This window comes from Vibrio sp. HB236076 (assembly GCF_040957575.1).
In the GTDB taxonomy this organism is placed as follows: domain Bacteria; phylum Pseudomonadota; class Gammaproteobacteria; order Enterobacterales; family Vibrionaceae; genus Vibrio.
In genome coordinates this window covers 1,498,716-1,520,992 of the sequence record NZ_CP162601.1, presented here as the reverse complement: position 1 = coordinate 1,520,992, position 22,277 = coordinate 1,498,716, and the positions used below count along the sequence as shown (strand labels likewise).

Genomic DNA, 22,277 nt, shown 5'->3' with positions numbered 1-22,277 from the left:
ATGAGCTCACACTACTCACCTCAAGTGCGAAAAGGGATCCCGTTATCCCCATTATGGTTACTGCCTTTAGTCGCACTCGGTCTCGCTGTTTGGTTAATTTATCAATCAATCCACGACGCCGGCGAACGCATTCAAATTAACTTTACCGAAGCACAAGGACTTGTGGCGGGTAGAACGCCCGTTAAATATCAAGGCCTAGAAGTAGGCATGGTGCGCTCAATTAATCTGTCTAATGACCTCGGTAGTATTTATGCCGATGTCGATATCTATCCGGAAGCCACCCAGTTACTCGGTGAGAATACTAAGTTTTGGTTAGTTAAGCCCACGGCAAGCTTATCCGGTATTTCTGGTTTAGATGCTTTAGTATCAGGCAATTACATTTCGATTTACCCAGGAGAAGCATCAGAAGATTTTCCCCAAATGTTTAAAGCCTTAACCCAAGCACCAAAAGACATCGAAGCTTCACAAGGTTTAAACATTTCACTCAAAGCTGAGGATTTAGGTGGCTTAGCCGTTGGCTCAAAAGTTTACTACAAAAAAATCCCCATTGGTGAAGTCTACAGCTATCAACTTGATGAGCAAGATAACTCGGTTATTTTACAAGCCAGTATCGACAACAAGTATCGCCACCTCATCAATGATAAAAGCCGTTTTTGGAATATGAGCGGCATAAGTACAGAAATCGGTCTTAGTGGTATTAACGTACAGATGCAAAGTATTAGTGGCTTAATTTCAGGGGCCATCGCGGTTGATTCACCTGATCACGGAACCGAGCATGAAAAGTACCCTGTTTTTACGTTATTTCCCGACTTGCGAACAGCTGGGCGTGGTATTCCTATCCACATTAATTTGCCATCTGAACACGGCATCAACAGTAGTGGCGCTCCGATCATGTATAAAGGCATTGAAGTCGGCGAAATTACCGATGTAACACTTGATGGTAATCAAACCCTGGCTTCTGCAGCGATCCAACCTGCCTTTACAGATCTTTTATCCAGTGACAGTCAGTTTGTCTTAGAAGAAGCGGAAGTTTCCCTTTCAGGAGTAAAAAATCTCGGCAATTTGTTACGCGGTAACTACATCAGTGTGATACCTGGAAAAAATAACGACAACAGCCGAGATTTTATCGCTTTACGAAAAGCCGATTACCTCGAAAAGCAACCTGGCAGCCGTATTGTTACCCTCAGTGCGGAAAATACTTACGGCATAGAAAATGGCGCCAATGTCTTGTACAAAGGGATAAAAGTCGGCCAAGTTGTGAAACTATCACTGAATAAGACCAGCCCTGCTCGCAACGTGGAGATCCGCGTTCTCATTAATAGTGAATACACGCCATTACTTAAAACCGACAACCGCTTTTTTGTCACGAATAATATTAACGCTGCGATTGACGATGGCGGCTTAAGTCTTTCTATGCCGCCATTGCGCCAATTGGTGGTTGGCACAATAAGCTTCACCAGCGAAGGCAAAATCAGCAATCAAACTCAGTATCACCTCTTTCAAAGCGAACTTCAGTCTAAGCTTGCCAAACAAGAACAAAGCGGTTTTAGCCATTTCACACTTGAAGCGAAAACGCTGCCAAGTATCCAGGTGGGCAGTCCTATTCTCTACAAGAACATTGCTGTTGGGCGTGTTGATCAGTACCAACTGACTGCCAACGGCGTCAACATTGATATAAAAATTGACAATGCCTATCGCCACTTAATCAATGATAATACCGTTTTTTGGGCGCGTTCAGGATTGGAATTTAATGCTTCTGCCGCTGGTGTTTCTCTCAAAGCGTCACCGCTACAAGCGTTACTCAAAGGAGGGATCGAATTTGATACTCTTCCAGATATTGAAAATAAGACCGACAACGCCTGGAAGTTATACAACGATCAACAGGCCGCTAAAGATTACGGTACGAACGTCAGCTTTATCGTTACCGCCCAACAACAAGTGAGTGTCGGTATGGATATTCGCTCGCAAGGGATCACGATTGGTCGTATTACAGAATTGACCCCAGACTTTCAGCAAGGAAAAACCATTGCGAACGCGCGTATTTTCCCTAAATTCTCTGCCTTATTTACCACACAAGGCACCCAATATTGGTTGGCAAAGCCTGAAATTGGCATTCAAGGGATAAAAAATGTGGACGCAATTATCCAGCCTTACATCAATGCTTCTCCCTCAGTGACGGACAAAAATGCGAAACAAACGCGTTTTGCATTGCTCACCACGCAACCTTTAGAAGGCTCCGCAACGTTTACCTTACAAAGTGCTAATAAAGGCTCACTTTCAGTCGGTACACCTGTACTTTATCGAGGTATTCAAGTCGGGCGCGTTAGCCAAATACAACTAGGACATTTATCAGACCGAATTATATCGACCATCGAGGTCCAACGAGAATACGCGTATCTGATCAGAGAAAACAGCGTGTTTTGGAATGCCTCAGGGATTGATATTTCTCTTGGTCTGAGTGGCGCACAAATTCGGGCCGGAACCCTCGATAGTGTGCTAAAAGGAGGGATCGCTTTCTCAACCCCCGAAGAGTCCTTACAGCCACAGGCGCAATCTGGTCGTTCATTTTTACTGCATGAACACGTCCAAGAGGCTTGGTTAACTTGGCAAACCGCGATTCCCAACCCAAACTAAGCCGTGATTTTTCGCTGAGTTGTTCACTCAATCGCACCGAGACGTTTATTCGCGACTCGGTGTGATTCTTTGTCACTTCCAATCCTTCCCCACCCATTCAAAGTGTACATTCAGAACTTTTTATCTTCTCTTGTGACTGGGAAGCCAATCGACAATTTGATAAGCTTATCGTTTTAATAATGAGATAGCACTTTGAATCCGAGTATCCAATTTCCCCCCCTTTTTCTTGATAAGATGGCGGCACTGCTGCCAGATGCAAATGAATTCAATCGCTTTCTGGAAGTGAGCCAGCGCCCTTTAAGAAAAAGTATTCGGATCAACACACTAAAAGTGACCCCGTCACAATTTATCGAGCGTGCAAAACAAAAAGGCTGGCATTTAGATCCAATCCCTTGGTGCGAACACGGTTTCTGGATTGAAGAACAAAATCAAACACCACTAGGCAACAGCGCAGAGCATATGTCAGGGTGGTTTTATATTCAAGAAGCCAGCTCCATGCTACCAGTCACGGCACTGTTTCAAAATCAGAACAATTACCAAACGATACTCGATTGTGCAGCAGCCCCTGGCTCAAAGACAACGCAAATAGCCGCGCAAATGAATAATCAAGGCCTCTTAATCGCCAACGAATATTCTGCCAGTCGGTTAAAAGTCCTGCACTCGAACATCGAGCGCTGTGGCGTTGTCAACACCGCTCTCACACACTTTGATGCCAGTATTTTTAAAGACTGGCTACCTGAGGCCTTCGATGCGGTATTACTCGACGCGCCCTGCTCCGGTGAAGGCACGGTACGCAAAGATGCCGATGCGTTGAAAAACTGGTCTCAGGCATCATGTCTCTCTATTGCTGAGACTCAAAAGCAACTGATTGAAAGTGCATTTCACGCCCTAAAACCAGGTGGTCGATTAGTGTATTCAACTTGCACTTTAAGCCCTGAAGAAAACCAACAGATTTGCCAATATTTATTAGAGGTATTTGGAGATGCGGTTTCTATTGATCCTCTCACATCGCTTTTCCCGCAATGTGAAAATGCACTGACCAAAGAGGGATACTTGCACGTTTTTCCACAAACTTTTGATAGTGAAGGTTTTTTCATAGCTCGATTTACAAAAAACACTTCAACCATGACCGGCACCAACAAAACGAAGAAAGGTAAACTTCCCTTCACTCAAGCCACTCGTGGTCAAAAACAGGCTATTTCAGAGCAACTTCAACGCGATTTTGAATTAACGTTGCCCGAACATCTAGAACTGTGGTTCAGAGACAAAGAAGTGTGGCTCTTTCCAAGCTCAATAAATCCACTACTCAACAAAGTTCGCTTTTCTCGTATTGGAATTAAAATAGCGGAGACCTACAACAAAGGCGTTCGCTGGAAGCATCAGTTGGCAACCTGCCTTGGTCATCATATCGCACCTTCACATTGTTGTGAGTTGTCGACAGAAGAAGCGCGTGAATGGTTTATGGGCCGAGATGTTCGCCCTGCCATAACGGGTAAAGGTGAGGTACTTGTGACTTACCAAGGTATGGTTCTTGGACTGGGTAAATGGGTAAGTAATCGAATTAAAAATGGCTTACCAAGGGAATTAGTTCGCGATAATAATCTTTTCTAAAGCGGTCCATAACCAACCTGATATTAACGAGCTATTGCACGACTCGACAATAATAATAAGGGGACTGACTGTCCCCTTATTTGTGTTGCATAGCCTGTATAATATAGGTGGTTCATTCTTCTATAGGCAAGGTTTGCTTTACGTAATCTCCGGGAGCGGGACCAAGTACTGGGTAGTTTTCATTCCCTGTCGGAAAGTGTTCAACCCATTCGGCTTGGTTAAAGCCAAGTAACCACTGGTGCCAATGAAGCCACCAAGACCCCGACTGATAATCCGCCTGACCTAACCACTCGTCAGCATTTTCCTCAAGAGAATCATTAACCCAATAGCCGTATTTATTTTTATCAGGGTGATTGACTATGCCAGCGATATGGCCAGATTGCCCTAATACAAAAACCTTATTCCCCCCGGTTTTTAATGCCCCTCGGTAAGTACCTTGCCACAGAGCGATGTGATCATCTTTGGTAGAAATAAAGTAACTAGGGACTTTAATCTTATTCAAATCAATCCACACACCACCAATTTTAACACCTTTGTCTTGTACTAAAGCATTCTCTAAGTACAATTTTCTCAACAAGAAATTGTGAGTGGCTGCAGAAACATTGGTACTGTCGCTGTTCCAGTACAAGAGATCAAAATCCATCGGCCTTTGTCCCTTGAGGTAATTATCGATGTAATAGTTCCAATAGAGACTATTTTCTCTCAATAAGCTAAACGTCACACTCAGTGAACGGCCATCCATGTAGCCCAGTGCGTTATTTTGCTGTTCGATAGCATGTATCACGGGATCATTAATATAGGCCCCAACTTCACCGGGTTGACTATAATCAAGTAAGGTCGTGAAAAAAGTAGCCGACTTAATACGACGTTTCATTCTTTTCGCCGCATAATAAGCGATCGTCATAGCCAATACGGTACCACCTATACAGTACCCCGCAGCATTGATCTGCTCTTGCCCAGTGATCTCTTCTATAGCACTAACGGCCTTGACGACGCCATCGAGGACATAATCCTCAAAATTGACATTAGCCTGCGCTTTTCCTGGGTTGCGCCAAGAAATCATAAAGACACTGTGGCCCTGCTCAAGTAACCAATTCACCATTGAGTTTTTTTCACGCAGATCGAGAATATAGTACTTGTTAATAAATGGCGGGACGATTAGAAGCGGTGTACTGAGCGTTTTTTCACACTTAGGCTTATATTGGATTAACTCAATTAAATCGTTTTTATAAACCACGTCACCAGCCGTACTGGCAACATCGGTGCCAATGTCAAAAGCTTGTTGGTTAGTCATGCGAATTTTTAACACATCTGCGCTTTGCTCGACGTCTTGCTTAAATGCTTCCATTCCTTTAACTAAATTTTCCCCTTGATTATCAAGGGTAATTTTCAGTAGTTCAGGGTTAGTCGCAATAAAATTACTCGGAGACAGTGCGTTGATGGCTTGACGCGAAAAAAACGTCAATCGCTCTTTGACTTTATCATCCAGCCCCTCAACCGCTTCAATAGTGGATAAGAAGCTTTGACTAAACAAGAGATAGGACTGTTGTATGCATTTAAAATAAGGATCGCTTTGCCAAGATTGGTCTTGAAAGCGGCGATCACCGACTTCAGGCTCTATCACATCTGGTGATTGCTCACCCGGTAAAATACTCTGCCAAATTTTGAGTTGTTGCTCCCACCACTGCTGCTGAACTTTCAATAAATTACCAGGTTGTTGACTGGCTTTGTTAAACAGTTCAGTCGTGTCTTCAATGGTCACATCTTGCATCGCCTTGTTAAATGATGTGGACATTGAAGAGGAATTTTGATCAAAATCCTGCCACCACTGTTGGTTCACTTGTTGAATCTGACTCAAATAATCACTGAAGAAATTTTGAAACATATTGGACTCCTATTCACTGAAAAAGCGCCGCTCTACCATGAGCGGCGGCATCATTCACTCAGCTTATGCAGGAGTTACAGTGCTAAGATTTTCAGAAGTCATCTTTTCAACTTCTTCTTTGAATTCTTTAGCAATTGATTGAAACTTCTCGCTATCTGATGACACTTGTTCAGAAAGCTTCGCCAGTGTGCTCATTTGTTGAGAGCTGTAAGAGGTAAAGCTACTAACATCTTTCACTTCAGAGGCGGCTTTAATTTGGCTTAAGCCAAGCTCCGAGTATGTTTTTACCGCATTGAGTTGCAGCTCTGTCAACTGTTCTACATTTTTCGCCATTAACTGGTTAAATTTAACAAAAGGTGCCAGCTGTTTTTCAGTTTGGTCAGCAAATGTTTTAAAAAAGTCCGTATACATAATGATATTCTCCTAGAGGATTGACTAACAAGTTTTAACAATTACGGCTGTGCCCATACCACCACCAACACACAGTGAGGCAAGGCCATAGTCGAGTTCTTTATTTTTCAACTGATACAATAACGTCACTAAAATGCGATTACCTGATGCCCCCAACGGGTGACCGAGTGCAATCGCACCACCATTACAGTTAGTGCGCTTTAAAATGTCACTTTCTGACTCACCATGCTCAAGCGAGAGCCCTTTGACGACCCCTAAAGCTTGAGCAGCAAACGCCTCATTAAGCTCAAGTAAATTAATGTCTTTCAGAGATAAGCCCGCTCTTTGTAAAGCGAGAGCACTTGCGGGTACCGGCCCTAACCCCATGACAGAAGGGTCGACACCGGCTTGTGCAACACTGACAATTTCAGCCATTGGCGTAAGTTGATATTTCTCGACGGCGGAAGCGGAAGCTAAGATCGTCACACTCGCGCCATCATTAAGCCCAGAAGCATTACCGGCAGTGACCGTACCCTCTTTGATAAAAGCAGGTCTCAGACGAGCTAGCTTTTCTAAATCTGAATTAGCTTTAGGGTATTCATCTTGGTCGAAGATATGAGTGTCTCTGCGCGTTTTCACCTCAATAGGGGCGATCTCATTATCGAAGTGACCACGCTCGATTGCAGCAAGTGCTTTATTTTGACTGTTGAGCGCGTACTCATCTTGTTCATTACGTGAAATTTTATATTTTTCAGCGATGTTCTCAGCGGTCACTCCCATGTGATATTGGTTAAAGACATCGGTTAACCCATCGTGAATCAATAAATCTTCACATGAAACCGCCCCCATTTTTTGGCCATCACGAAGATGGCTTGGCATCGCAAATGGGATTTGCGACATGACTTCCACGCCACCAGCCACAACAAGATCGGCTTGTGAGGACTGAATATGACTCACTGCATCCATAACGGATTTCATACCACTGCCACAAACCATATTAACGCTGTAAGCAGGAACGGTGTTGGGAATACCAGCATAGATCGCTGCCTGGCGAGCAACACCCATACCTTGTGCTGCTGAAATAACATTACCGAAAATGACTTCATCAACCCACTGAGGCTGTATGTTGCCACTTTCTAACGCACTTTTTATGACTTGCGCCCCCAATTGACCACAATTGACATTTTTTAGACTGCCACCAAAAGCACCTATTGCGGAACGCTTTGCCGATACAATATACACTTTTTCCATTATTCACCTCTCCTTAGTGCATGTGTAAGCCGCCATTGACGGACAGTGTTTCTCCCGTAATATAAGCCGCATCATCACTAGCGAGATAGACAACTGCATTGGCAATTTCTTTGGTTTTTGCCAAGCGTTTCATCGGAACTTGGTTTACAATGGATTCCAGTACTTCTGGCTTCATCTCTTCCACCATCGGTGTGGCAGTATACCCAGGAGCGACGGCGTTAACCGTGACACCAAAACGGGCCCCTTCCGCTGCTAAGGCTTTAGTAAAGCCAATCATGCCAGCTTTAGCTGCAGAATAATTGGTTTGGCCAAACTGACCTTTAATGCCATTGACAGAAGAAATATTGATTACTCTGCCAAATCCTTTCTCGCACATCGCGGCAAACAAAGGCTGAGTGACATTAAATATGCTATTTAGATTTGTGTTAATGACATCATGCCAGTTTTCTGATGACATTTTTTTAAACTGCCCATCTCTTGTGATGCCAGCATTGTTAACAACAACATCAATAGAGCCTTCTTCAGTCAAAATTTCTGTTAAACGTTGCTGACATTGCTCCGTGTCTGTCACATCGAGTTCTAACAGTCTAACTTGTTGTTCTGTGAATTGATTGCTATCAAACCATTCTCGAGCACATTCATAAGCGCCAGTGAAATAAGTGGCAATAACTCGATAGCCTTTTTCAACTAATGACGTCGTAATTGATGAGCCGATACCACCTTTAGACCCTGTGATCAAAGCGATTTTATTCATTTATGCTCCATCCATGATAATTTGAATTACATCCAAAAATTAACCGTTTGATTAACTCTCTTCCAACACTAATTAGCGTCTTCATTCCAAACTAAACCTTTATTGTGACATTTCAAATATATTTTAAAATCTTGTGTTTTTTTATGACATTGCTTACACAAAACACATTAAGATTACACACAAAAACAACAATACATAATGTAAGCAATTGAATTTTAAGCACTTAAAATGAAACACACACAACTATCAATATAGGCTGTTGAAATAAAAGACAAACAAGAAATTCAAGAAGAAAGTCACATGGATAAGTATCAAAAATAAAAACACCAAAGAAAAATAAATTCAAAAAATGAATAAATAAAATAAACTCTTAAAGCTTAAAATCACAAACGAACCTATTATTAACCAATATGTTAAAATATAAAACCAAAGGTAAAGAGAATACTAAAAAATAGAAGAAAGGGAGAAAGGGAGAAAGGGAGAAAAATATTACACCTCAATGTAAAACACTGAGGTATAACGCTGATTTTATTTTTTATTTAAGTAAATGCCATCGCTTTTGATGGTAATCTTTTGTTGTTTATAAAGCTGACCAATTGATTTTTTGAACGTCCCTTTACTTGCGCGAAATACATCAAAAATGGCCTCTGGCGATGATTTATCATTCAAGGGTAAAAAACCGCCTTTTTTATCCAGAAGTTGGAGGATTTTCAACCCTAAATCATCCATTTTTTCAACGCCAACTTTTTGTAAACTCACGTCAATTTTGCCATCTTCTCGGATTTGCTTTATGTAACCTTTGAGCTGCTTACCAACAAAAATTTTGCCAAACACGTCGGATGAAAACAGCATGCCCCAATGAGATTGGTTAATAATGACCTTAAGTCCCAGTTCACTTTTTTCAGCCACCAGCAGTTCAACCTGTTGATTGACTGCGTATTGGGCTGGTGTTTTATCTAACCACTTGTTAAATTTGGTCGTGCCAACCAAAAGACCGGACGCTTGATTCAGATACACATAAACGAGAATAGACTGTCCTTCTTTAAGGCGAGTGCGCTGTTCACTAAACGGGATCAGCAAATCTTTTTCTTTGATCCCCCAATTGACAAAGGCACCAGTAGAATTGGTACTTTCCACTGTCATCAATGCCCACTGGCCCACTTCTGCGAGAGGTTTTTCACAGGTCGCGACCAGTTCGCTTTCTCCATTAAAATACAAAAAAACATCAACGCTTTCGCCTATACGCAACTCATCACTGACGTGTTTTTTTGCCAATAAGACTTTGCCGAATGATTCACCATCGAGAAAATACCCAAAACTGGTTTCAGATACCACGTTTAGGCGGTTACTTTGACCTACATATACCATTGTTTTGTCTCACTAAGAATTTACAGTTATTATACTCGAACTCTGGTATTCTTTGTTAACAATATTACCGACATAGGCATTCGCAAGTTTGATTAACGTAGGAAAACAAGATTCAATCACTTTAAAAATCAGCCATGCTATGGCCAATACCCAGGTGCTCGATCTCGATATTTACTTGTTTATTCCTAAAGAGTTGAATGCGAATGCCCAGGTGTTGCCCGAAGCGGACTTTTATCTCAATAGCATTTCGCAAAAGCGCGTATACTACAGTGATAAGACCTTATTGCCATTGGTTCATTCACGGCTAGCCAAACGAGGTAAGCTGAGTTCTAATCAATATCGAGTTAGCTTGAGTTTGTTTGCTTACCAATATGTTATCGCTCTCGATAATGCGATTAATAAACTCAACAAACAACAAGGCGAAGACGTGAAAGCAGACGATGTCGATGAAGTGATTGAATTAGCACTCGATATCCTCAAGCGATTACGACGCGGTATTCCATTTGATGAAAACCTCAAACGGTACTACGTCAATATCGATAACTACTTATCTTGGTATACTGAACAACGGTTTTTGTCACTCATTGCACACTTACCCAGACAAGGTGAGTACAAAACAATAAAATCTCGACTTTTAACCTTATGTGAACGCGAAGCTGCTCATCGTAACCTCAATCGATATAACTCAATCAGAGTGCAAGACGACATGACTCGGTTGAGCAATAAAATGCGCTTATTACGACGACTTATCGAGCATCCGATCGTCCTTAAGGAAAAACACCTATCATTGGGTAAAAACGTCAAGCGTGCGATCAAAGGCGGCGCGACCGGATTTATCATGATCTTTGTCACTATAACCATTTTATTAGCCCGAGATTATCTAGGAGAAATTTCCGCTTCCTTTATTCTTGCGATGGCGTTTATTTATGCATTAAGGGAAATTTTCAAAGACGAATTCAAAGATATGCTTTGGAAATGGATTCGCCGTGGTAAACCACGTTGGCGTAAACAGTTTTATGATCCTAGCACCAATCAACCGGTGGGTAAGAAAGACGAATGGTTTGATTATGCGCTTTACGACCGCTTGCCTGATACGATTAAAACCATTCGCAAGCGTCGCGTCGTACAAAGAGAAGAGTCCATTCTTCATTACCATTCAAAAACCGTAATGGCTACCAGTCACTTTATGAGTGGTTATGAACAAACTCGTGAAACATTGTGCATTAATTTTCGCAGTTTAATGCGTTTAATGGACAAAGGTACCAACAAGGTTTACAAAATTAAAGATGGCCAAGTGACCCGAGAAAACGTTGACAAAAGGCATCTTATAAACCTTGTTATCAAAGAAGATAACCACGATGGTGAGCCTGTTTACTACCGATGGAAAGTCATTCTCAATCGCTCAAAAATTGTTGACATAGAACAAGTACCTATCAATGTGAAATAGGTTCAAGACCAACAAGTATTGTCACCTAGTAACCGAGCTCTTTTCATTGTTATTAAATCACGTTACCATGTAACAAACTGCCACAAGGAAAATATAATGCCCTCTTTTGATGTTGTTTCAGAAATTGATATGGTGGAACTTCGCCATGCAGTCGATAATGCTAACCGTGAACTGTCGACTCGTTTTGATTTTCGCAATGTTGATGCTTCATTCACATTTAATGATGAAACCGTCAAGCTTTCTTCGGAAGGTGATTTTCAACTCAAACAAATGCGCGATATTTTGCGTGGACATTTGACCAAACGCAATGTCGATGTCAATGCGATGGATGCCCAAACACCAGAACAAAGTGGTAAGAAATGGCACCAAACTGTGTTGTTTAGCCAGGGTATTGACACCGCAACTGCGAAAAAGCTCGTCAAAGCAATTAAAGATGCCAAAATGAAGGTACAAACCAGTATTCAAGGTGAGAAATTACGAGTCACGGGGAAAAAACGCGATGACCTGCAAGCGGTAATCGCCCTGATTAAAGAAGGCGATTTTGGTCAGCCTTTTCAATACAATAACTTTCGAGATTAACCCAGCACTTTCAATCACCACACCGACACAAATAACGTTGAGCAAGGCCACTATGTATTCCTTGCCCTTGCTCACTTTTTATAACGCGCAATGATGTCGACTTTGACATTTAGCCTATGATTAAATCTGCCGCTTGTCGATGTTGGATCCAATTAGACTGGTCCTCAGTATGTAATATCACCACTCTTACATTGTCACTGCGAACTGATGACAGTTTCTCAACTAAGTGCCGCTCATCAAGTACTTCTTCCCTTTCTGCATCGCGGCGTACCATTTCAAAATGCCCTGCGGCTACCGTATTGGTAAAGAACACCAATTCTGCACGCTGCATGTACCTCAATGCTTTGATGGGTAACAATTCCACATCAGGATGACAAGTTATCCAAGTTACTGACCCTGTTTGATCATCTTTTCCCGCTAAATAACGTTGAAATGCCTCTTCTAAGCTTTGTTCATCACTGGCAACTTGAACATTTGGATCAGCAAAAAAGCGTTCCCAAAAGCGACGACGGGTATCAACATCTGGACGAGAACGCTTAATTCTATCTCTCTGAGCATTAGCAAAGTCAGCCAATAATCCCAAATTTTGCGGCAGTATCGATTCAATGGACTCACGCAAATTGCGTATCAGTACCGGGGCGGCGCCGCCACTAGAAATTGCAATTTGAATATCGCCTCGGTTTATCATTGCTGGGGTGATAAAATCGCAATACGGCTTATCATCGACAACATTAACTAAATAATTATAGGTTTTGGCTTCTTGATACACTTGGTGGTTTACGTTTGGGTTGTCGGTTGTCACCCACACTTGAACCCATTGCTGTTCATTCAAGTAACACGGCTGATACACACCTTGAACCCACTTGATTTTCCCTTCTTGAGCGAGCGTCGACAAATACGGCGCCAACTCTGGAGCAATAATGGTGACAGCGGCGTGAGCTTTTAACAATGACTCGACTTTACGGCATGCCACCTCTCCCCCGCCAATCACTAACACGGGTTTCATTTTCAAATCAATAAAGATTGGAAAGTATTCCATTTATATTCAACCTTATTATTAAGAGTTATCTCGTTTCAAAATGGTGCACCATTTTGGTTTGTTACCTCGATCACAAAGAATATTCAACTAAATATAACCCTGCTGACAGTCATAAGCTTCAACTTAACCATCAATCTCGCCATAAAAACTAGAAAAAGCAAATATTATCGCTTGAGTTAACTGATGCCCAACTTTGGGCATTATCTGCACTATTTACTTATTATTATCAATTAGTCATTCTTGTTTTGTTCTTGTCCTAAATTGGTGCAGACAAAAAGCAAATTTAACGGATTCGCTTCCAACGTTGAGCCTACAACGTCCGTCTCATACCTTTTAACGACATGACATACTAATAACACGACGAAAACCATTTTTACTTTTAAGAATGTCACCACGATTTTTCGAGCAAATTGAATTAAGTATGACTTGATTCTCTATGGATCATACAGGAAGGATACTCATGAAAAATAAACTTACTGCTCTTGCCTCAATCGTTATTGCATCCACTGCCACTCTCTTTACAGCGCAAACGTTCGCAGCGGATAGCGAAACCTTAGCAAAAGTTCAAAAGCAAGGCTACTTATCTTGCGGTGTGAGTGCAGGTTTACCAGGTTTCTCAAACCCTAACTCAAAAGGTGAATGGGAAGGTATTGATGTTGAATACTGCCAAGCAGTTGCTGCAGCTGTCTTGGGAGACAAAACCAAAGTCAAATACGTACCACTGACGGCGAAAGAGCGTTTCACTGCCCTACAATCTGGTGAGATTGATGTGCTGTCGCGCAACACGACATGGACACTTCAACGCGATACCGCTCTTGGCTTAAACTTTGTTGGTGTTAACTACTACGATGGCCAAGGTTTTATGGTCAAAAAAGAGTTGGGGATTAAAAGTGCTAAAGAGCTTGATGGCGCGTCTATCTGCGTTCAGTCAGGTACCACAACAGAGCTTAACCTCGCTGACTACTTCCGCGTCAATGGTATGAGTTACAAACCTGTTGTTTTTGATACAGCACCTCAAACATCTAAAGGCTTTGACTCCGGTCGTTGTGACGTGTTGACCACTGACCAATCTGGTTTGTATGCACTGCGCCTTAACCTTGCTGATCCTAGCTCTGCGATGGTTCTGCCTGAGATTATCTCAAAAGAGCCTCTAGGCCCTGTTGTACGTCAAGGTGATGACCAATGGTTTAACATCGCGAAATGGACACTCTTCGCTATGATCAACGCTGAAGAGTATGGCATTACTTCAGCCAATGCAGACGACATGCTCAAATCCAACGATCCAAACATTCGTCGTATCCTTGGTCAAGATGGTCCAAAAGGTAAAGGCCTAGGTATCAGTGATGACTGGGGCTACCAAGTTATTAAACAAGTTGGTAACTACGGTGAAGTATTTGAGAAAACCGTCGGTAAAGGCTCTCCTCTACAAATTTCACGCGGCGTGAACGCGTTGTGGAATGCTGGCGGCTTTATGTACGCACCACCACTTCGCTAATCCAATTATTCACTATTTTTATAGTAAAACTTTATTGGGCGGTATTTGCCGCCCTTTTTACTAAATGGATTTTGAGGTTGTAGCGGTATGGACTCAAATAAAAAAATATCCAGTGAAGCACCGAACTCTTCACTGACACTCACCAGTCTTATTTACAATCCGACTTTTCGTGCGGTTGCGTTTCAGACACTCACCATCTTACTCCTTGGCTATTTTTTCTACAGCATCATTAACAACGCCTTTACCAACCTAGAAGCGCGAGGAATTTCAACTGGTTTTGATTTTCTCGACCAAGAAGCAGGCTTTGGCATCGGCTTAACCTTAATTGATTACAATGAAACATATTCCTATGGTAGAACCTTTGTCGTTGGTTTGTTAAACACGGCACTGGTCTCTTTTTTGGGAATTATTTTTGCCACTATTCTTGGCTTCATCATGGGGATCGCCAGATTATCTTCTAACTGGTTGATCAGTCGATTTGCTGCAGTGTACATTGAGATTTTCCGCAATATCCCTTTATTATTACAGATTCTCTTTTGGTACTTCGCTGTCTTGCAAGCGTTGCCGTCACCGAGACAAAGTTTGAGCTTTGCCGATACCTTTTTCTTAAATGTACGTGGCTTTTACATGCCAGGCCCTGTGATGGAAGCAGGCAGTGGATTGACTGTCGCAAGCTTGATTATTGGTATTATTGCCACAATTTGTATTGCGCGTTGGGCCAAAAACAAGCAAAAGTTGACCGGTCAACAAACACCGGTTTGGGCTTATGCCTTAGGCCTCATCATTGCTTTACCTACTGTCGTGTTCTTACTTTCAGGTTCGCCGATAAGCTTGGATTATCCCGAGCTAAAAGGCTTTAACTTTAGAGGTGGAATTGACATCCTGCCAGAACTGGCTGCTCTTTTACTTGCGCTTTCCATTTACACCGCGGCCTTTATTGCTGAGATCGTTCGTTCGGGGATTAACGCAGTCAATCACGGACAATCTGAAGCAGCGATGTCTTTGGGCTTGCCAAAAAGTAAAACACTTAAATTGGTAATCATTCCTCAAGCAATGCGCATCATCATCCCTCCTCTCACCAGTCAATATTTGAATTTAACCAAAAACTCCTCGCTAGCAATGGCGATTGGTTACCCTGACTTAGTGTCTGTCTTTGCCGGTACAACCTTAAACCAAACAGGACAAGCCATTGAAATCATAGCAATGACCATGGGCGTGTATTTGACCTTGAGTTTATTAACTTCGTTATTGATGAATATCTATAACAAAAAAATGGCATTGGTGGAGAGATAATTATGAAAGAACATCAATTTCAACCAGACTTACCCCCACCGAGTAACACGGTAGGCCCTGTGAATTGGTGCCGGAAAAACCTGTTCAATGGCCCAGTCAACTCTATCGTCACCCTGCTACTGGCCTACTTTATTTTTGGGGCTTTGTGGGATGTCATTAATTGGGCATTTATCAATGCAGACTGGGTTGGAGAAACCCGAGATGCTTGTACTCGTAATGGCGCTTGTTGGGTCTTTATTAGTGTGCGCTGGGATCAATTTATGTTTGGTTTCTACCCAGAAGCCGAACTGTGGCGTCCCAAACTTTTCTTTTTGACCTTAGCTATTTTCATCGCGTTATTAGCTTATGAAAAAACACCGAAAAAAGGCTTGATTTGGGCATTGTTTGTTACTGTATATCCCGTATTTATTACTGGTTTACTTTACGGTGGCTATCTAGGGCTTGAAGTAGTCTCAACACATCAATGGGGTGGTTTATTAATCACACTTGTGATTGCGTTAGTTGGTATTGTGGTATCTCTGCCAATTGGGGTGTTACTGGCTCTCGGTCGACGCTCTGAAATGCCCATCATTAAGAGTTTAAGTACGATATACATTGAAGTCTGGCGTGGCGTTCCACTGATCACAGTTTTATTTATGGCTTCGGTCATGCTGCCACTGTTTTTGTCTCACGGAACCGATGCCAACAAGTTAATGCGCGCTCTGATTGGTGTCGTGATGTTCAGCTCTGCATACATGGCAGAAGTGATTCGCGGCGGTCTGCAGGCCATACCAAAAGGCCAATATGAAGCAGCGGATGCACTGGGGTTAAGCTATTGGAAGAAAATGAACCTTATCGTACTTCCTCAAGCACTCAAAATCACAATTCCATCGATTGTTAACACCTTCATTGGTTTGTTTAAAGACACCAGTCTCGTTCTCATTATTGGTATGTTTGATGTATTGGGTATTGGGCAAGCGGCCAACACCGACCCTGAATGGTTAGGTTTTGCCACGGAAAGTTATGTATTTGTCGCGTTAGTGTTCTGGATATTTTGTTTTGGTATGTCTCGATATTCCATTTGGCTCGAAGGCAAACTCAACACCGGCCACAAACGATAATTTTGCATTCAAGGACGTATTATGACGCAACTAGATAATCAAATGATTCAAATTAAAAATATGAACAAGTGGTACGGTGACTTTCACGTACTGAAAAACATCAATTTAGAAGTGACCAAAGGTGAACGTATCGTGATCTGTGGCCCATCGGGGTCTGGAAAATCAACGATGATCCGTTGTATCAACCGCCTAGAAGAGCATCAAAAGGGCGAGATCGTTGTGTGCGGTAACACCTTAACTGAAGATCTTAAAAATATTGAAGCTGTGCGTCGTGAAGTTGGCATGTGTTTTCAACACTTTAATCTCTTCCCTCACCTAACGGTACTAGAAAACTGCACTCTAGCGCCGATTTGGGTTAAAAAAATGCCCAAACAAGAAGCAGAAGCGATTGCGATGAAATATCTAGAGCGCGTTAAAATTCCGCACCAAGCTCAGAAATACCCAGGTCAACTTTCAGGTGGTCAGCAACAACGTGTCGCCATTGCTCGCTCCTTGTGCATGAACCCACAAGTTATGTTGTTTGACGAACCCACTTCAGCACTCGATCCAGAAATGGTCCGCGAAGTTCTCGATGTTATGGTTGAGCTAGCTGAAGAAGGGATGACTATGCTTTGTGTAACCCATGAAATGGGCTTTGCCAAAGAGGTAGCAGACCGAGTGATCTTCATGGATGCGGGAGAGATTATTGAGGAAAATAACCCCAAAGACTTCTTTGAAAATCCTCAATCAGATCGAACCCAAAATTTCTTATCACAAATCCTGCAACACTAATTTCACTAAGGCGCTTTACGGCGCCTTTTTTCATATCGTGTTACAACTTAACCCTGTTTTAAATACTGATTTCATTTAATATTTATTAGAGATAAATTCATTATCGGCGGTTGAATTATGAACTTTCACCCCCATTAATGTACTAACTAATAAAGAAATAACCACGAGGTTTACTTATGAACAGTCCAATGTTTGGTCGTGCAACTACCCAAGAAAGTGCACTGCAAACCAATAAAGTACTTCGCAATACTTACGCCCTACTTTCTATGACATTGATCTGGTCTGCCGTTGTCGCGGGCGTATCAATGGCGATGAACTTACCTTCACCTGGCATTATTATTATGCTGGTTGGTTTTTACGGTTTACTCTTCCTTACAGAGAAAAACCGCAACAACAGCATGGGTCTAGTGTTTACCTTCCTATTCACCGGCTTTCTGGGTTATACGCTTGGCCCTATTCTAAACGCTTATATTGGCGCTGGTATGGGTGATGTGGTCGTCACCGCTCTCGGCGGCACGGCGCTGACCTTTATGGCGTCTTCAGCCTATGCATTAACAACAAAGCGTGATCTTTCTTTCTTAGGTGGCGTGTTGATGGCTGGATTTGTCGTATTGCTCGTCGGTATGGTAGCGAACATCTTTCTACAGATGCCTATGTTACAACTCGCGATGAGCGGTATGTTTGTGCTATTTTCAACCGGTGTGATTCTATTAACGACGCAACAAATCGTTCGTGGTGGTGAGACAAACTACATCTCTGCGACCATTTCGCTCTACGTATCCATTTACAACTTATTCATTAGTTTACTGAGTATTCTCGGTGTCATGAACGACGATTAATGACTCATTGATGGGTGCATACGATTTTCACAGCCCTCATCAATGAGGGCTTTTTTATATTGGCTTGATAATGAGCTAAGACGATTATTAAGGAGCAACTAGTAAGATAGGCAAATCAGTCGAGTGAGTATTATGGCGCTTCACAAGTCTTCAATGTCGCTCAACAACCGCTCCGCTTTGTCCAGTAGGGCTTGTTTCAATTCAGCCTCTTTTTTATCCCATTGGTGATACATCATTTTCATCCGATGATTATCCCTAAACACGGCTTGGTTTCGGTCGATAAAATGCCAATAGAGGCTATTAAAAGGACAGGCTTGCTCACTAATGCTCTCTTTAACCTTGTAATGACAGTGTTTACAATAATCACTCATTTTATTGATATAAGCACCGCTTGAGGCATAAGGTTTTGTTGCGATCGTTGCATTATCGGCAAACAATGCCATCCCTTTGGTATTGGGCATTTCCACCCACTCCAGTGCGTCGACATACACGCCTAAATACCATTGCTCAACTTCTTGGGTATCTAACCCGGTTAACAAACTCCAATTGCCAATAATCATCAAGCGTTGAATGTGATGAGCATAAGCATAATCAAGCGATTGTGATATGGATTGCTTCACACATTGCATTTTAGTTTTGCCATGCCAAAAATAGCCAGGCAGCGGACGATGGGAGTGTAAACTATTCCGACGACCGTACTCTGGCATCAAAGCCCAATATATCATTCTGACATACTCACGCCAGCCGAGGATTTGGCGAACAAAGCCTTCCACCTGGGCAATATCAATGTTAGGGTTGTGCTGACCTGCAGTGACCACCGCGTCGATCACCTCCATGGGATGCAATAACTTCACATTGATAGCAAATGAAAGCCGTGAATGAAAAAGACTCCATTTACTTTTGTGTTGGGTCAACATTGCATCTTGATATTGGCCAAAATAAGGTAAGTTTTCACGGCAAAAGTGGGCTAGCAAAGTTTGAGCTTGTGAGCGATTAATGGGCCATATTAAAGGTGATAAAGCCTCACCAAAGCATGGAACAGCCAGTTTATCTAGCAAGGTATAAATATCTTGAGCTGAGTTGTTGAATAAAAGAGGATTTGAAATCAGCTCTTGATTTTTAGCCGACTTCAAGTGACCACGGTTATTTTTGTCAAAATTCCATTTTCCACCCTGAGGTTTACCCTGCTCATCGATGAGGACTTGATACTTTTTGCGCATATCGCGATAAAAGTACTCCATTTGTTTACCTTGATAGTTAGTATAGGCAAGGCTTATCTCATCAAATGGCAATAAGAAATGTTCCGTATCCACTTCGGTTACGGTGACTTGGTCAAATTTCAACCCTCGCAACTGCTCGATTAAACGGTATTCATCAGGTCGTTGGTATTCAAAGTGTTCTATACCGTGTTCTTCGATAATTTGGCTCAGTGCGGCTTTTAAGTTTGACCAATGTTGCGTCTCTTCTAACGTCCAATAACTGACGTGATGACCATCGCTTTTCAATACTCGACAAAAATCTCGCATGGCCAAAAAAAAAGCAGCTATCTTTTGTTTATGATGCTTGACATAGTATTGCTCTTGAGAGAGCTCTAACATAACGTAAATACACTCTGAATCATATTCTTGAAACCACGAATGAGAGCCGTTGAGCTGATCACCCAAGATAAGGCGCATCGTTTTCATTCCTTATTCCCTTCTAATTGCTCTATATTTTCAGGCTTTTACGTTATTAAATACAAGTCGATCAATCACTCACACTTGAAACCTTTTCTATAGATCGACTACTATCGCATTAACTTCTCTCTAACGACGCCATAAATGATGATAGAATACAAAGGTAAAATAATAGAAACTGATTCTGAAGGTTATTTATTAGACCACACTCAGTGGCACCCAGAATTGATAGAGGTATTAGCTCAAACAGAAGGAATTGAACTCACCCCATCTCACCTCGAGGTCATTCATTTTGTTCGCAACTTTTACGTTGAATTTAATACCTCACCGGCAATTCGTATGCTGGTCAAGGCCATGGCAAAACAATATGGGCCCGAAAAGGGCAGCAGTAAGTACTTGTTTAAATTATTTAAAGAAGGCCCAGCGAAACAAGCCACCAAACTCGCCGGCTTACCCAAACCGGCAAAGTGTTTGTAACTCAATACCGGCTTTATTTTTTCAATCTTTGCTGCCTGTTTATTCTTTATTTAAGGCTTAATAAAGAATTTGGAAAAAAGGCTCATTGCTCGGCTCCGCCTCTTTTATCTCAATGTGATCAATTCGAGCAAAAGGCGGGCCTTGTCGTAGTTGTTGATAATAGTCTTCAATTTGCTCTGCTAGGCCGCAGACACAGGTTTCCACTTCACCGGTTGTTAAATTTTTCACATAACCGGTTAAACCTAATTTTTTAGCCCAACTCTGGCAAAAATAACGATAACCAACGCCTTGTACTCGTCCTGAAACGATCATCAATACACAACGCATTTTTTCCTTCCTTTTGTTCACTATAAACAACATTGACCTCAATAAATAATTAACAGAAAGTTGAGGTTTTCGATTTATGTTTGCTTTTCCATGTTACATTCACGACAATACCGCGCAATGAAAAATGAAAGAGAACTGTGTTATGTCCCCTGCTGTGTATTTAGTTAAAGGTCGAGAAAAATCGCTAAAGCGTCGCCATCCTTGGATTTTTTCACGTGGTATTGATCGCGTGCAAGGAGAACCAAGCTTGGGGCAAACCGTCGATGTATTTTCTCATTCTGGGCAATGGTTAGCTAAGGCGGCTTATTCGCCACAATCGCAAATTCGTGCTCGTGTGTGGTCGTTTGACAAAACAGAGATCGATGTCGATTTCTTTGTTACCCGATTGCAAGCTGCGCAAGCACTGCGTAACCCTATAATAGAAAGAGATGGGTTAACCGGTTATCGCTTAGTCGCCGCGGAGTCCGATGGTTTACCTGGTATTACTATTGATTGTTATGATAACTATTTGGTTTGTCAGTTGCTAAGCGCCGGTGCTGAATACAATAAGTCACTCTTAGTCGCGGCTTTGCAACACCTGTATCCAAGTTATCATATTTACGAGCGCTCCGACGTGGCCATTCGCAAGAAAGAAGGGCTTGAAATGACGACTGGGGTTCTTGCCGGTGACCTTCCTCCTGAGCATGTTGTGATTGAAGAAAACGATATCAAAATAAATGTTGATATTAAAGCCGGGCACAAAACAGGCTTTTACCTCGATCAGAGGGACAGTCGTCGTCAAGCGATGAAATATATGGCCGGTAAACAAGTACTCAATTGCTTTAGCTACACGGGAGGGTTTGGCCTTTATGCCATGAAGGCAAACGCAGAACGTGTGATCAATGCCGATGTATCTCAAGCCGCTTTAGACAATGCCAAAGCCAATGCCCAATTAAATGGCTTTGATATATCAAAGAAAAAAGCCGTTTTTCTTAATGCTGATGTGTTTAAGCTACTCAGAGAATACCGCGACCAAGGCACTCAATTTGATGTCGTGGTGATGGACCCGCCTAAATTTGCCGAAACCAAGAATCAACTCGACGGTGCCTGCCGTGGCTATAAAGACATTAATATGCTCGCCATGCAAATACTAAAACCAGGCGGAACGCTCTTGACCTACTCTTGCTCAGGTCTGATGGGACAAGACTTATTTCAAAAGATCATTGCCGACGCCGCACTCGATGCAGGTAAACAGGTAAAAATCATTGAGCGTTTTGAACAGGCAAGCGATCACCCTATCGACAGTGCCTACCCAGAAGGTTTTTATCTTAAAGGCTTTGCTTGCCATGTTTATTAAGACAA

General features: G+C 42.2%; 19 protein-coding genes. 11 read left to right on the top strand and 8 right to left on the bottom strand.

What is annotated here, in order from left to right; all coding sequences use genetic code 11:
• A complete protein-coding gene (locus AB0763_RS06560; protein WP_306099947.1) occupies positions 1 to 2,634 on the top strand; it encodes a PqiB family protein in 2,634 nt (877 codons plus the stop codon).
• Between the two features lie 192 nt (positions 2,635 to 2,826).
• Complete coding sequence (gene rsmF, locus AB0763_RS06555) at positions 2,827 to 4,245, top strand: 16S rRNA (cytosine(1407)-C(5))-methyltransferase RsmF (protein ID WP_306099946.1); 1,419 nt, start codon at positions 2,827 to 2,829, stop codon at positions 4,243 to 4,245.
• A 112-nt stretch (positions 4,246 to 4,357) separates the two neighbouring features.
• On the opposite strand, the gene phaC is transcribed toward rsmF, so the two are convergent.
• From phaC to AB0763_RS06530, 5 genes are all read right to left on the bottom strand, one after another.
• Positions 4,358 to 6,130 carry a class I poly(R)-hydroxyalkanoic acid synthase gene (gene phaC / locus AB0763_RS06550; RefSeq protein WP_306099945.1) on the bottom strand — a complete coding sequence of 591 codons (1,773 nt, stop codon included), beginning with the start codon at positions 6,128 to 6,130 and terminating at the stop codon, positions 4,358 to 4,360.
• Between the two features lie 63 nt (positions 6,131 to 6,193).
• Positions 6,194 to 6,541: a phasin family protein gene (locus tag AB0763_RS06545; protein WP_306099944.1), complete on the bottom strand. Its 348-nt coding sequence runs from the start codon at positions 6,539 to 6,541 to the stop codon at positions 6,194 to 6,196.
• A gap of 24 nt (positions 6,542 to 6,565) precedes the next feature.
• Positions 6,566 to 7,771 (bottom strand): acetyl-CoA C-acetyltransferase, encoded by a 1,206-nt coding sequence (locus tag AB0763_RS06540; RefSeq protein ID WP_306099943.1) that lies wholly within the window; start codon positions 7,769 to 7,771, stop codon positions 6,566 to 6,568.
• Positions 7,772 to 7,784: 13 nt separating this feature from the next.
• Complete coding sequence (locus tag AB0763_RS06535; protein ID WP_306099942.1) at positions 7,785 to 8,525, bottom strand: SDR family oxidoreductase; 741 nt, start codon at positions 8,523 to 8,525, stop codon at positions 7,785 to 7,787.
• Positions 8,526 to 9,053: 528 nt separating this feature from the next.
• A complete protein-coding gene (locus AB0763_RS06530; RefSeq protein ID WP_306099941.1) occupies positions 9,054 to 9,893 on the bottom strand; it encodes a S1 RNA-binding domain-containing protein in 840 nt (279 codons plus the stop codon).
• Positions 9,894 to 9,981: 88 nt separating this feature from the next.
• Between AB0763_RS06530 and AB0763_RS06525 the strand changes: the two genes are divergently transcribed.
• Both AB0763_RS06525 and AB0763_RS06520 read left to right on the top strand, forming a co-directional pair.
• Positions 9,982 to 11,340, top strand: a complete 1,359-nt coding sequence (locus tag AB0763_RS06525) for a hypothetical protein (RefSeq protein ID WP_306099940.1) — start codon at positions 9,982 to 9,984, stop codon at positions 11,338 to 11,340.
• Positions 11,341 to 11,436: 96 nt separating this feature from the next.
• A complete protein-coding gene (locus AB0763_RS06520; RefSeq protein ID WP_306099939.1) occupies positions 11,437 to 11,919 on the top strand; it encodes a YajQ family cyclic di-GMP-binding protein in 483 nt (160 codons plus the stop codon).
• 109 nt (positions 11,920 to 12,028) lie between these two features.
• Here AB0763_RS06520 and AB0763_RS06515 read toward each other — a convergent pair whose 3' ends face one another.
• Entirely contained in the window at positions 12,029 to 12,958 is a 930-nt protein-coding gene (locus tag AB0763_RS06515) for a bifunctional precorrin-2 dehydrogenase/sirohydrochlorin ferrochelatase (RefSeq protein ID WP_306099938.1), read from the bottom strand.
• A 460-nt stretch (positions 12,959 to 13,418) separates the two neighbouring features.
• On the opposite strand from AB0763_RS06515, the gene AB0763_RS06510 reads away from it, so the two are divergent.
• From AB0763_RS06510 to AB0763_RS06490, 5 genes are all read left to right on the top strand, one after another.
• Positions 13,419 to 14,453 (top strand): amino acid ABC transporter substrate-binding protein, encoded by a 1,035-nt coding sequence (locus AB0763_RS06510; RefSeq protein ID WP_306099937.1) that lies wholly within the window; start codon positions 13,419 to 13,421, stop codon positions 14,451 to 14,453.
• Between the two features lie 87 nt (positions 14,454 to 14,540).
• Positions 14,541 to 15,746, top strand: coding sequence for an amino acid ABC transporter permease (locus tag AB0763_RS06505; RefSeq protein ID WP_306099936.1), 1,206 nt, complete (start codon positions 14,541 to 14,543; stop codon positions 15,744 to 15,746).
• A gap of 2 nt (positions 15,747 to 15,748) precedes the next feature.
• A complete protein-coding gene (locus AB0763_RS06500; RefSeq protein WP_306099935.1) occupies positions 15,749 to 16,846 on the top strand; it encodes an amino acid ABC transporter permease in 1,098 nt (365 codons plus the stop codon).
• A 21-nt stretch (positions 16,847 to 16,867) separates the two neighbouring features.
• Complete coding sequence (locus AB0763_RS06495; RefSeq protein WP_306099934.1) at positions 16,868 to 17,617, top strand: amino acid ABC transporter ATP-binding protein; 750 nt, start codon at positions 16,868 to 16,870, stop codon at positions 17,615 to 17,617.
• A 176-nt stretch (positions 17,618 to 17,793) separates the two neighbouring features.
• A complete protein-coding gene (locus AB0763_RS06490; RefSeq protein WP_306099933.1) occupies positions 17,794 to 18,456 on the top strand; it encodes a Bax inhibitor-1/YccA family protein in 663 nt (220 codons plus the stop codon).
• 140 nt (positions 18,457 to 18,596) lie between these two features.
• Here the strand turns inward: AB0763_RS06490 and AB0763_RS06485 are convergent, their stop codons facing one another.
• Positions 18,597 to 20,141, bottom strand: a complete 1,545-nt coding sequence (locus tag AB0763_RS06485; protein WP_306099932.1) for a cryptochrome/photolyase family protein — start codon at positions 20,139 to 20,141, stop codon at positions 18,597 to 18,599.
• A gap of 138 nt (positions 20,142 to 20,279) precedes the next feature.
• Here AB0763_RS06485 and AB0763_RS06480 point away from each other — a divergent pair, with 138 nt between their 5' ends.
• Positions 20,280 to 20,609: a TusE/DsrC/DsvC family sulfur relay protein gene (locus tag AB0763_RS06480; RefSeq protein WP_306100118.1), complete on the top strand. Its 330-nt coding sequence runs from the start codon at positions 20,280 to 20,282 to the stop codon at positions 20,607 to 20,609.
• Positions 20,610 to 20,666: 57 nt separating this feature from the next.
• On the opposite strand, the gene AB0763_RS06475 is transcribed toward AB0763_RS06480, so the two are convergent.
• Positions 20,667 to 20,936 (bottom strand): acylphosphatase, encoded by a 270-nt coding sequence (locus AB0763_RS06475; RefSeq protein WP_306099931.1) that lies wholly within the window; start codon positions 20,934 to 20,936, stop codon positions 20,667 to 20,669.
• Positions 20,937 to 21,078: 142 nt separating this feature from the next.
• Between AB0763_RS06475 and AB0763_RS06470 the strand changes: the two genes are divergently transcribed.
• A complete protein-coding gene (locus AB0763_RS06470) occupies positions 21,079 to 22,272 on the top strand; it encodes a class I SAM-dependent methyltransferase (RefSeq protein WP_306099930.1) in 1,194 nt (397 codons plus the stop codon).
• The last annotated feature ends 5 nt before the right edge of the window (positions 22,273 to 22,277 follow it).